Source organism: Streptomyces fulvoviolaceus (assembly GCF_000718165.1).
In the GTDB taxonomy this organism is placed as follows: Bacteria; Actinomycetota; Actinomycetes; order Streptomycetales; family Streptomycetaceae; genus Streptomyces; species Streptomyces fulvoviolaceus.
In genome coordinates this window covers 35,130-47,971 of record NZ_JOEY01000069.1, presented here as the reverse complement: position 1 = coordinate 47,971, position 12,842 = coordinate 35,130, and the positions used below count along the sequence as shown (strand labels likewise).

Below are 12,842 nucleotides of genomic sequence, written 5' to 3'. Positions count from 1 at the left end.
GCCGAAGTCCATCCGGCCGTCTCCGCGCGGGCGGCTTCCGGGCCGTAGTCCGCGGTCGGCACCCCCAACAGGCCGAGGGCCGGCAGCCGCTGCTTATACCGCACGCGTGCCCAGCTCGGCGGTCCGAAGGTACACCCCGGCCGGCGGCGGTGTTCGCTACCGGTCGGGGACGGGTGGCGCCCCGGGCAGGTCCTCCGCCAGCAGGGTCTGGAGTTCCGCCATACCCGGGGCGTCCATCGCGGCCAGCCTCCGGGCCTGCCGGGTGGCCATCCGTTCGACGGTCTGCCGGGCCAGCCGCGCGTTGCCGAAGGACCGGTCGCGGGGCTGGGCCTTGAAGAACGTCAGCAACGCCTGTGACAGGTCGGGGGCGCACTCGAAGCCGGAGGCGGCGGCGTGCTGTCCGACGATGGTGACGAGCTCCTCCGAGCTGTAGTCGGGGAACTCGACGTGCCGTGAGAAGCGGGAGGCGAGGCCCGGGTTGGAGGCCAGGAAGCGGTTCATCTCGTCTGTGTAGCCGGCGACGATCACCACGACGTCCTCCCGGTGGTCCTCCATCAGCTTCAGCAGGGTGTCCACCGCCTCCCGCCCGAAGTCCGACGGCGAGCCCGGCGGGGTGAGCGTGTACGCCTCGTCGACGAACAGCACGCCGCCCAGGGCCTTTTCGAACACCTCCTGGGTGAGCTGGGCGGTGTGCCCGACGTAGCGTCCGACGAGGTCGGCGCGGGCTACCTCGACGAGTTGTCCGCGCGGAAGAACGCCCAGGGAGCGCAGCAGTTTCCCGTACAGCCGGGCCACGGTCGTCTTGCCGGTGCCGGGCGGGCCGACGAAGACCAGGTGCTGGTTGATCCGGGAGGCGGGCAGGCCGGCGGCCTCCCGGCGCTGGGACGCCGACAGCAAGTTGATCATGTCGGTGACTTCGTGCTTGACGCTCTGGAGGCCGACCATCGCGTTGAGTTCGTCCAGCGGCGAGGCGGCTCGGAGGCCGGACGAGGCGGCCTTGACGGCGGCGGCCGCGGCCTCGCCGACATCCTCCGGCAGCAGCAGCGTCAGATCGTGCTCGCCGGCTTCCGGGAGGGTGGACAGCCGGGACGCCTGCCGGTCCACCATCTCCTCGAACACCTGCCGGGCCACCCGGCCGTTGCCGAAGCTGGGGCCCCGGTGCATGTCCGCGAAGTGCGCGGCGAGCGAGTCCTTGGTGTCGGGGGCGAGTTCGTAGCGGTGCCGCTCGCACATGCTCTCCACGATGGTCACCAGCTCGTCGACCGTGTAGTTGACGAACTCGACGGTGCGGGCGAAGCGGGACGCCAGACCGGGGTTGACGGCCAGGAAGGACTCCATCTCCTTGGAGTAGCCGGCCGCGATCACCACCACGTCCTCGCGGTGGTCCTCCATCAGTTTGACCAGGGTGTCGACGGCTTCGCGGCCGAAGTCGGCCCCGGAGTTCTTGCTGTCGGAGGCAAGCGTGTAGGCCTCGTCGATGAAGAGCACGCCGCCGAGCGCCCGGTTGAAGGTCTCGGTGGTCTTGATCGCCGTACCGCCGACGACCTGGGCGACCAGGTCGGCCCGGGACACCTCGACGAGGTGTCCGGAGCGAAGGGCGCCGAGTTCGGCCAGGATGGAACCGTAGAGGCGTGCGACGGTGGTCTTGCCGGTGCCGGGGGCGCCCGCGAAGATCAGGTGCCGGCTCATCGGCGGGGCCGGCATGCCGAGGCTGGCCCGGCGCTGGGCCAGCCGGGTCAGGTTGACCAGACCCTTGACCTGGTGCTTGACCGCGTCCAGCCCGACCAGGGCCTCCAACTCCTCGACGGGGCCCTTTGGTTGGGCGGGTCCGGGGCGGGCGGCTGCAGGGAACGCGGGGTCGTCCGGATCGACCGGGGCGGGCGGCAGCGCTCCGTCGTAGGCGTCCCGGGACCCGTTCGCCACGCTGGAGAGCCGGTCCACGGTGAGCGCGCCGTCCCGGGCGGTGTGCCGCAGTCCGGGGCCCCGGTTGTCACTGACCGTGCAGTCGAGGACGGAGACCTGCTCGGCGGATTCGACGCGGATGCCGTCGGCCCGGCCGCTGGACACCTCGCAGCCGCTCAGCGCGGCCCGTGCCCCGGCGGCGAGCAGCACGCCGTGCGAGCCGGAGACGGTGATCCGGTTGCGGAGGGCGGACACCTCGCCGCCCTCCTCGACCCGGATGCCTTCCGAGCCGCTGCCGTCGACGACGGTGTCCCGGATGTCCGCCAGGCCGCCCGCCGTGACGAGGACGCCGGGCCCGGCGGTGTCGGTCAGGGTGCTGTTGCCGATGTGCGGGCGGCCGTCGTCGGCGACCCGCAGGGCCGCGCCGCCCGCCTTGTGTATCTCGCAGTCCTCCAGCCGTCCACGTCCGCCCTGGAGGACCTCCACGCCGTGGCCGCCTGCCGACATCACCTGGGCCCGCCGGAGCAGCGGGTTGGCGCCGGAGCGTATGGAGATGCCCGTCCCGGTGGCCCCCGTCACCTCCAGCCGGTCGAACTCGGCCGCCGACTCGCCGGTCAGCAGCACGGCGGTCGTCGCCGAGCAGTCCCGTACGGCGGTCCGGGTCAGCATGGGTGCCGCGCTCTCGGTGGCCAGTACGGCGGGTCCCGCGCAGTGCGCGAACTCGCAGTCCTCGTACGTCCCCCGGGCCCGTCCGGTGACGGCCAGGCCGCTGCCCTTGGTCCGCCGGACCCGGCAGCGGCGCAGCACGGGCTCGGCCCCGGAGGAGACCAGGATGCCGTGCTCGGCGGCGGCCAGGATGTCGAGTTCGGTCAGTTCCGGGCGGGAGGCGCTGGTGACCAGGACACCGACGGCCAAGTCGTGCAGGTGGGTGCGGAGCACCCGGGTGGCGCTGTTCTGCTCCAGCGCGATGCCGGGCTTGTCGGTGGCGGAGATGTCGCAGTCCTCGACCGAGCCGCGGGTCTGGCCGTTGGCCAGGACGCCGTTGCCGCGGGAGTCGCGGATGGTGCAGCCGCGTACGGCGGTCCGGGCCCGTTCGCTGATCACGATCGCCGAGCTGCCGAGGTTTTCGAGCACGCAGTCCGCGATGACGCTCTCCTCGGACGAGGTGTCGACGACGCCGGCGCCCGCCGGGTTGGTGATCCGGCAGCCGCGCATGGCCAGTGAGCCCGCGTTGCGGCTGAGCACCGCGGTCCAGCCGGTTCCCGCGATGTCGCAGCCTTCGAGGGCGGCCTGCCCCTGGAAGGCGTCCACGACCGGTACGTCGTCGTCCTCGGGGCCGCGCAGCACCAGGTCCGTGAGCATCACGGCGTCGGCCACCAAGGTCACGGCAGAGCCGGTGCGGGGCGCGATCTCCACGCTGCCACGGACGCCCTCGGCGACGATGGTCACCCGCCTGGAGATCCGCAGGTTCTCCTCGTAGCGTCCCGGAAGGAGACTGATCACCGCGCCCGTTCGAGCCTTGGCCAGAGCCTCACCTATCGTCCGGAAGCCGTCCGGCCCATCGGGCCTTTCGGGACCGACCGTGAGCAGCTGGCGTGCCACGCTCGAATCTCCTCTTCGTCAATGACGTCATGCCGAGATCAGTAAACAGCAGAAGGCGGCGGTAAACAGCAGGAGATGGCCGCGCACCTTGTTCTCCGGTCCGTTCCACTCGCTCACGAACTCCCGTGCGGGTACGGCAGGATGGGCCCTCTACCATGCGCATCATGCGGCAACTCCGGTCTCTCAGACCTCTCCGGCTCCCCCGGCCCCCCGGGTCCCAGTGGTCCAGGTTGCTGGGCGCACTGGCGGTGGCGATGGTCTGCGCCGCGTCCGTACCGGCGCCCGCCGTGGCCGCCTCGCCCTCCCCCGCGTCCCCCTCTCCCACCTCGTCGGCGGGCGGCGACAGCACGAGTTTGCCGTCGATCCCGCTCGCCCTGGCCGACGACGCCCCGTGCACGGCCGCGTCGGACCGCACCGCGCGGTACGCGACCTGGGCCCAGCAGAGCCTGTCGCTGTCCCACGCCTGGCAGCTGTCCCGAGGCGAGGGCGTCACCGTCGCGGTGGTGGACACCGGGGTGTCGGCCACGGCGCCGACGCTGTCCGGCCGGGTCACGGCCGTCGGAGACGCCGGCGAGGACTGTGTGGGCCACGGCACCTTCACCGCCGGGCTCGTCGCCGCCGCGCCGACCAGCGGCACGGCCTTCCGGGGAGTGGCCCCGGCCGGCCGGGTGCTCGCCGTGCGCGGCACTGACCGGCGGGGCACCGCCAGCGCCGGCCTGGTCGCCGACGGCATCCGGGCCGCCGTCGACCGCGGCGCCGAAGTCATCGCCGTAGCCCTGGCGTTGACCACCGGAGAGGACGAACTCACCGCCGCCGTCCGCTACGCAACCAGCCATGACGCCCTGGTCGTGGCCGCCGCCGCGCCGGACGTCGAACCCAAGTCGACGGACACGCCCGTAGGGGCGTACTGGCCGGCGTCCGCGCCCGGCGCCCTGTCGGTGGTCGGGGTGCTGGCCGACGGGAGCGTGCTGGCCAGCGCGTCCGGCGCCACCGGGGCGGATCTGGCGGCCCCCGGCGGCCCGGTGGTCGGCATCGGGCCGCGCGGCTCGGGGCACTACATCGGCGCCGGGTCCTCCTCCGCCGCCGCGTTCGCCGCCGGTACGGCGGCCCTGGTGCGCGCCTACCACCCGGAGCTGACCGCCGCCGAGACCGCCGAGCGGCTGACCGCCTCCGCCGCGCCCACCGGAGACGCGCCCCGGCTGGACCCGTACGCGGCGCTCTCCATGGTCCCGGCGGGCTCCCGCTCCCCCGCCGCCCCGTCACCCGCCACCCCGCTCCACCTGCCCGCGGTGTCCACCACCCCCCGGCACCGCGCACTGCTGGCCGCCGGCGCCATGGCGGGCCTGGTGCTGGTGGTGGCCGCCGCGGCGGTGGTGATCCCACGCGGCCGGGCACGGGGGTGGCGACCGCCGCCCTGAGACTGCGCGCGACCGTCCGGCGCAGGCCGACACGACGACGGCCAACCCTGGCCCTGAGGCCGACCGAGACCACCCCGCGCACGCCGGCGCGGGGATGGCGACCGCCACCCTACGGCTGTCCGGCACAGGCCGACACGGGAAGGCCGACCACGGCCCTGAGGCCGACCGGGACCACCCCGCGCACGCCGGCGCGGGGATGGCGACCGCCGCCCTGAGGCTGTCTGCGAGCGGCCGACGCCCGCGCCGCGGGTTACGGCCGGGCGTCGGCCCAAAGGTGTCCGTGGTGGCCCCCGCGTGGGCGGGCGCGGGGGTGGCGGCCGTCGGCCTCCCGGGACTGGACGCGGGGGTGGTCCGCCGGTGTCGTCCCGTCCCTCAGGGCGTCTCGGGCGGGGCCAGGCGGGCCGTTTGGACCAGGGTCGTCGTCCGCCGGGCGATGCGCAGGGCCCGGCCGGGCGGGAGGATGCGTGGCTTGATGTTGCCGAAGAGGTAGCCCTCGGTGGGCGGGCAGGAGAGCAGCAGGCCGGGGGAGTTGACCTCCTGGAGGCGTCGCATCAAGGCCTCCTGGAGGCCGCGTCCGGCGCCGGACGCGGAGCGGGCGACGACCATGTGCAGGCCGACCTCGTAGCCGAGGGCGAGGTGGTCCAGGAGGGGCATGAAGGGGTTGTTGCCGGGGCCGGCTCCGATCATGTCGTAGTCGTCGACGAGGACGAACAGCCGTGGCCCCGTCCACCAGTCGGCCAGCCGCATCCGGGCCGGGGTGATGTCCTGGCCCGGCACCCGGAGCTGGATCGCCCGCGCCGCGCCGCTGACCAGCTCGCGCAGCGCGTCGATGGAGACGGCGTGCCCGAGCCGGTACTCCGGCGGCACCGCCTCCGCCAGGTCACGGCGGTAGTCGACGAGCAGGACGCGCGCCTCCTCGGGCGTGTAGCGCTCGGTGATCGCACGAGCGACCAGCCGCAGCAGGTTGGTCTTGCCGCTCTCGGTGTCACCGACGACGAGCAGGTGCGGGGTGGCGGCGAAGTCGTGCCAGGCGGGGGCGAGTTTGTCCTCCTCCAGGCCCAGCGCCACCCGCAGCCCGCCCTCGGGCGTGCTCTGCGGATTCGGCAGCTCGGTGCTGGTCAGCGACGGAGGCAGCAGCCGCACCTGGGGCGCCCTCGGGCCCGTCCAGTGCTCATTGATGTCCTGGACCAGGGCGGACGCCCCGGTCTCCAGGTCCGCCGCGCTCTCGACGCCGTCGATCCGGGGCAGAGCCGACAAGTAGTGCAGTTTGCTGTCCACCGTCAGGCCGCGGCCCGGGGCGGCGGGCACGCTCCTGGCCCGGCGGGAGTCCGCCATGGACTCGATGGGGTCGCCCATCCGCAGCTCGATCCGGGTGCCCGACTGGTCGCGCACGGCGGCGGTCAGCTCCACCCAGCGGGCGGTGGTGACGATCAGGTGGATGCCGTAGTTGAGGCCGCGCGCGGCGATCCTGGTGAACGTGGGGATCAGGTCCTGGTGGTCCTGGCGCACGGTGGACCAGCCGTCGACGACCACGAAGACGTCACCGTGCGGCTGGTCGGCGAACTCGCCGGCGGCCCGGCGGACCCGGTAGTCGCGCATCGAGGCGATGCCGTGCTGGAGGAAGAGCCGTTCGCGGTCCTCCAGGATGGCGGTGACCTCGGCGACGGTCCGTCCGATCCGCTCGGTGTCCACCCGGGCGGCCACCGAGCCGACATGCGGCAGCCCGGTCAGCCCGGCCAGTGAGCCGCCGCCGAAGTCGAGGCAGTAGAACTGCGCTTCGCGCGGGGTGTGGGTGAGCGCCAGGGCGCATATCAGGGTGCGTACGACCGTGCTCTTGCCGCTCTGCGGGCCGCCCGCTATGGCCACGTGGCCGCCGGCGCCGGACAGGTCGACCGTCAGCAGGTCCCGTACCTGGTCGAAGGGGCGGTCGACGATGCCGACCGGCACCGACAGCCGGCCGCGGCCCGCCCAGCCGACGGTGGTCAGGCCGTACTCGGGGTGCGGTGACAGCGGAGGGAGGAGCTGGTCCAGCGACGGCGACGTGTCCAGCGGCGGCAGCCACACCTGGTGGGCGGGCGGTCCTGAGCCGCGCAGCCGCTCCAGGGCGGCGGCCATCAGCGTCTGCTCGGTGCCGGACTGCTCCTCCTCGCCCGGCGTGGGCAGCGGCTCGTCCGGCTCGTCCGGCTCGTCCGGCTCGTCGGGGGCGTCCGGCGCCGGACGGGGCGCGACCCACTCCGTGGTCCAGGGCACGACCTGGCCGGCCGCCCGTGCCTGCGCCACCGGACCGCTGCGCTGCTCGTAGGGTCCCGAGACGTACGCGGCACGGAACCGGGTCAGTTCCTCCACCCCGCTCTTGAGGTAGCCGCTGCCCGGCTGCGACGGCAGGTGGTAGGCGTCCGGCACGCCCAGCACACCCCGGCTCTCCATCGCCGAGAAGGTGCGCAGCCCGATGCGGTAGGAGAGATGGCTCTCCAACTGGTGCATCCGGCCCTCGTCCAGCCGCTGGGAGGCCAGCAGCAGATGCACGCCGAGGCTGCGCCCGAGCCGGCCGATCATCACGAACAGCTCCATGAACTCCCGGTGCGCGGAGAGCAGTTCGCTGAACTCGTCGACGATGACGAACAGGCTGGGCAGCGGCTGGAGCGGGGCGCCCGCGGCCCGTGCCTTCTCGTACTCCAGGGCCGAGGTGTAGTTGCCCGCCGCGCGCAGCAGCTCCTGGCGCCTCATCAGCTCACCGTGCAGGGCGTCCTGCATACGGGAGACCAGCGCCACCTCGTCGGCCAGGTTGGTGATCACCGCGGAGGTGTGCGGGAGTTCGTCCAGGCCGAGGAAGGTGGCACCGCCCTTGAAGTCCACCAGGACGAAGTTGAGGGTGTCCGAGGAGTGGGTGAGCGCCAGCGCGAGCACCAGGGTGCGCAGCGTCTCGCTCTTGCCGGAGCCGGTGGCACCGATCAGCATGCCGTGCGGGCCCATGCCGCCCTGCGCGGACTCCTTGATGTCCAGTTCGACGGGAACTCCTTCGGCGCTGATGCCGATGGGCACCCGCAGCCGCTGCGAGGGGCCGCGGCGGGCAAACAGCTCCAGCGGGTCGAGGCGGTGCAGGTCCGTGATGCCCAGCAGGGACGTCAACTCGATGTCCGTGGACATCGGTTCGGCGTTGTCGCCGCCGAACGCCAGGCGGTACGGGGACAGCCGCATGGCCACCGCCCGCGCCACGGCCGGACCGAGGTGGTCGGGACGGCCGAGCGCCGTGCGCTGCTCCTGGCGGTTGCGGTCGGTGCGCACCAGACTGACGGTGCCGCCGCCCTGGCCCGCGCCCGTGCCCCCGCCCGTGCCTGTGCCTGCGTCCGTGCCTGCGTCCTCGTCGAACTCCAGGCGCAGGGTGGACCGTCCGGGCCGCCAGGTGAGTTCGCCGGACAGGTCGAGCACGACGGCGTTGCGGAACCCCGCGCCGTCGAACCGGTGGCCGCTCGGCACGCTCCCGTGGTCCACCACGATCACCGTGAACGGCTCCTCCTGGCCCGGCACGGCCTCCGGGTCGTGCGACGGCCGCTCCTGGAACTCCGCGCCCAGCAGGTCCACCAGGCCGGTCAGGTCGGAGAAGACCAGCCGCACCGGTCCGGCGCCGTCCTGCTCCTCGGCGTGCAGGCTGTGCGGCAGCCACTTCACCCAGTCCCAGTCCGCGCGCCGTTCCTCGGACACGCAGAAGGCCAGCCACAGGTCGTCGGGCGAGTGGAACACGGCGAGTTGCGCCACCAGGGCGCGTACGGCACCGCGGACACGGTCCTCGTCGCCCCGGAACAGCACCCGTGACCAGGCCCGCAGGGACAGCGCGATGGGCTGGTCGGGGACGGTGGCGTAGGCCCGGATGAAGCTGCGCAGCGCGTGCGCGGACAGCGGCTCCAGGTCCTCGACCGGCTTGGTGGACATCGGCGCCAGGCGCAGCCCGAGCCGCTGACCGCCCACCGCGAGCCGCGCCTCGCCGAAGTCGTCGTGTCCCGGCCTGCGTTCCCACAGCCGTGAGGTGCGGGCCAGCGACGACAGCGCGCCGGGTTCGGGATGCCGCCAGGCGAGGGCGTACTGCTGCTGCACGAACGCCCCGCGGACCTGGAACCGGGTCTGCCGGAGGTAGCGCAGATAGTCGCGGCGCTCGCCCTGCAGCCGGCGTTTGCGGTCGCCGGCCTTGCGCATCACCTGGCCCAGGATCATCAGCCCGGAGGCGGTCACCATCAGCGCGAGGGCGGTGTAACCGAGCGCCGAACTGCCGCTGCCCATACGGACGAACAGCAGCATCATGGAGGCCGACATCATGCCCATGGGCAGGTAGTTCCACACCGCCGAGGTGTCGGGCACCGTCTCCGGCAGGGTGGGAGGCTCCTGGAGGCTCAGCTCTCCCTCGGGCATGTCCGGGGCCCGGCGGCGGGCGGGACGACGGAAGAGAACCACACTCAAGGGACAGCCTCTCGGTGGATGGCGCGAAGACCGAACGACCGAACTGTAGAACGCCCCGGACCGCGAACTCGTAGGCGGGGCAAGGCTCCCCGGACCACGCCGGAAGGGTTCTGTAGGGTACAGCCATCCGATTCCGGACGCCGTTCGCGCGCGTCGGTCCCGGCCCCCCAACTGCCACAAGGTCTCTTCATTCCGCACTGCCCGACGGCCCCCCCCTCTGCCCGACACCCGGAGAGACGAGCGAGCCTTGACCGACTCCACGCTGGCGCATCTGTGCCGGATCACGGTACGCGCACCCGAGAAGTCCATGGACCTGGCCGTCCCCGGTGACATACCGATGGCCGACCTGCTGCCCGTACTGCTCGACTACGCCGGCGAGGAGGCCCAGGAATCCGGCCTCGAACACGGCGGCTGGCTGCTCCAACGGCTGGGCGGCGCACCCCTGGACGAGGAGGTCACGCTGGACGCGGCCGGGGTGCGCGACGGCGAGACCCTCCACCTGAGGCCGCGCGCCGACGCGCTGCCCGAACCGCACTTCGACGACCTGGTCGACGGCATCGCCACCACCATGGACCGCCGCCCGTTCGTCTGGACCCCGCCGGTCGGCCGCCGGGTGCTGATCGGCCTCTCGGTGACCGCGCTGGCCGTCGGCTCGGTGCTGCTCACCCTGCCCGGCCTGGACTTCTGGCTGCGTATCGGCGTACTGATCGCGGGCGGCCTGCTGCTGCTCGCCGGCGCGGCCTCGGCGAGCCGGGCCGTCGGCGACGCCGGGGCCGGCGCCGCGCTGGGCGTGATGGCCACCGTGTACTGGACGCACGCGGGCTGGCTGCTGCCCGGCGGCGCCTTCGAGGGCGACCAGGCACACCATGTGCTCGGCGCCCGGCTGCTCGCCGCGTCCGCCGCCGCGGCGGGCGGCGCGGTGCTCGCGCTCGCGGTGGTGGCGGCCTTCACCCCGCTGTTCCTGGCCACGGCCGCGGTCGCGGTGGGCGGTGCGCTGGGCGGGCTGCTGCTGCTCCTGTTCGACCAGTCGCCGCAGGAGGCCGCCGCCGTGATCACCCTGGTCGCCGTGTTGTTCGGGGCGTTCGTGCCCGCGCTGTCCTTCCGGCTCGCCGGGTTCCGCACCCCGCCGCTGCCGACCAACGCCCAGCAGCTCCAGCAGGGCATCGACCCGCACGCCAGCGGCGACGTGGCCGCCCGTACCGTGGTCGCCGACGGGTGGATGACCGCGCTGTTCGCGGCGGCCGGACTGCTCTGCACGGCCTGCCTGGCCGCCCTGGTCCAGCCGTTCGGCCGGCCCGGCGGCTGTATGGCCGGGGCGCTCTCCCTGCTCCTCCTGCTGCACGGCCGCGGCATGGGCAGCTTCTGGCAGCGGCTCGCGCTGATCACCCCCGGGGTGCTCGGCGTGGCCGGCCTGGTGGTGTCCGCGGCCCTGGAGGTCTCGCCGGACACCCTGCCCGCCCTGCTCGTGGGGCTGTTCGCGACGGCGGCGGCGTGCGCCATCGCCTCCTGGACGGTGCCGGGGCGACGGCTGGTGCCGTACTGGGGCCGGGCCGCCGAACTGCTGCACTCCGCCGCGGCGATCAGCCTGCTGCCGCTGATGCTGTGGATCCTCGGCTTCTACGGCTTCCTGCGATCGCTGGACCTGTGATCACTGGACCTGTGATCCCGGCGTCCGGCCCCGGGCTCGGGCCGGTGAACTCTTCGACCCCGTAGGGGAACTCCATCGATCCCGTAGGGAGCGAGACGTGCAGAACAGACGCGACCAGGTACACGCCCACATGTTCGTGATGGGGCGGCTGACCTCGGGGCTGCTGCGCACCGACCTGGACGCGCCGGAGAGCCCCGTCGGCCGCACCAACCGGGGCCTGGCGATCGGCATCGTCGTCGCGCTGCTGGTGTCGGCCGGGGCCTTCGTCCTCGGCCTCATGTCCCCGTCCACCAGCAACTCCTGGCGGGCCTCGGGGACTTTGATCGTGGACAAGGACACCGGCGCTCGCTACTTCTACGCGGACGGCCGGCTGCGCCCGGTGCTGAACTACGCCTCCGCGCTGCTTCTCGCGTCGTCGACCGGCGCCGAGATGACCACCACGGCGGTGGGCACCGAATCCCTGCGAGGCACCCCCCGGGGCTCCGCCGTCGGCATCAGCGGCGCCCCGGACGTCCTGCCGGACGCCGGCGCGCTCGCCGACTCCCGCCCCTGGCTGGTGTGTTCGGCGTCCGCCGACGGCTCGGGCAGCGACGCCACCGTGCTCTCCGTGGCCTCGTCCGCCGCCGGGCAGCCGCTGCCCGACGGCAGCGCCCTGCTGGTGGCCGACCCGGACGGCGTCCGCTACCTGGTGTGGCGGGGCCTGAGGCTGCGGATCGACACCGGCCGCAGCGCCCTGGAGGGCCTCGGCTACGGGTCTTCCGAACCCCGCGAGGTCTCCGCCGCGTTCGTCGACGCCCTGCCGGCCGGACCGGACCTGTCGCCCGCCGACGTACCCGGCCGGGGCGGGGCCGGGCCGACGATCGGCGGGCTCGACACCCGGATCGGACAGGTCTTCCGCACCACCGTGCCGGGGTCCGAGCGGTCCCAGTACTACCTGCTGCAACGCGGCGGCCTGGTGCCGCTGACGAACACCGGGGCGGCGCTGCAACTCGGCGACCCGGACACCGCCGAGAAGGCGTACGACGGCGGTCCGGCGAGTGCGCGAGAGCTGGAAGCGGGCGCTCTCAAGGGCCACTTGGCCGCCACGGACACGTCCACGGACACCGGTACCGGCTCGTCCGCCGGCTCGGTGGCCGGGCTGCCCGAGTCACCGCCGTCCCTCGCCGGCGTCAAGGAGGACCAGGGCGTCTGCGCCGCCGTGACGCCCGGTTCGGCCTCCGGAACCGGGGTGCGGGTGGGCGTCGCGCTCGTGGCGGAGAGCGCGCTGGCCCCGGTCGCCCAGGCGACGGCCACCGGAACCGCGCGGTCCTGCCTGCCGGTCGACGGCGTCGTCGTCGAACCGGGCGGCGGCGCGCTGGTCCGGGCGGCCAGCGCCGTGGGCGGCGACGCCGGCGGCAGCCGGTACCTGGTCACGGACACGGGTGTGAAGTACCGGGTGCCCACGGCCGACGACGAGAAGGCCCTCGGCTACACCGACGCCCAGGAGGCGACCGTGCCCTCGCTGCTGCTGTCGATGCTGCCGAGCGGGCCGGACCTCGCCGCGTCGGCCGCGTCCGCCCCCGCGGGCGCGCGTACGGTGCCGGCCGACACGGGCTGCGGCGGCGGCAGCGCGGCACCGCCGGGTGGCGGTGACGCCACGACGCCGGGTGGCGAGGGCGCCATGGCGCCGGGTGGCACTGACGCCGTGACGCCGTGACGCCGTGACGCCGTGACGCCGTGACGTCAACGCCCTTACAGGGCCGACGAGTTCGCCCTTCGGATGCTGGCGGTGATACCGGGAGGTGACAAGGAGGTAAAAGAAGGACGAGTTGACATAAGTG

The 12,842-nt window shown here is 73.7% G+C and carries 5 protein-coding genes; 3 read left to right on the top strand and 2 right to left on the bottom strand.

What is annotated here, in order from left to right; genetic code table 11:
* Positions 1–156: 156 nt before the first annotated feature.
* Entirely contained in the window at positions 157–3,504 is a 3,348-nt protein-coding gene (locus IG08_RS0146885; protein WP_030618845.1) for a right-handed parallel beta-helix repeat-containing protein, read from the bottom strand.
* Between the two features lie 230 nt (positions 3,505–3,734).
* On the opposite strand from IG08_RS0146885, the gene IG08_RS0146880 reads away from it, so the two are divergent.
* Positions 3,735–4,922, top strand: coding sequence for a S8 family serine peptidase (locus IG08_RS0146880; protein WP_267965055.1), 1,188 nt, complete (start codon positions 3,735–3,737; stop codon positions 4,920–4,922).
* Positions 4,923–5,294: 372 nt separating this feature from the next.
* On the opposite strand, the gene IG08_RS0146875 is transcribed toward IG08_RS0146880, so the two are convergent.
* Complete coding sequence (locus IG08_RS0146875) at positions 5,295–9,368, bottom strand: type VII secretion protein EccC (RefSeq protein WP_043456974.1); 4,074 nt, start codon at positions 9,366–9,368, stop codon at positions 5,295–5,297.
* A 253-nt stretch (positions 9,369–9,621) separates the two neighbouring features.
* On the opposite strand from IG08_RS0146875, the gene eccD reads away from it, so the two are divergent.
* Together eccD and eccB are read left to right on the top strand one after the other, a co-directional pair.
* The gene (eccD, locus tag IG08_RS0146870) at positions 9,622–11,022 is read left to right on the top strand and encodes a type VII secretion integral membrane protein EccD (RefSeq protein ID WP_030618836.1); all 1,401 of its coding nucleotides are present in this window, start codon (positions 9,622–9,624) and stop codon (positions 11,020–11,022) included.
* A 97-nt stretch (positions 11,023–11,119) separates the two neighbouring features.
* Positions 11,120–12,718, top strand: a complete 1,599-nt coding sequence (eccB, locus tag IG08_RS0146865) for a type VII secretion protein EccB (RefSeq protein WP_030618833.1) — start codon at positions 11,120–11,122, stop codon at positions 12,716–12,718.
* Positions 12,719–12,842: the final 124 nt, after the last annotated feature.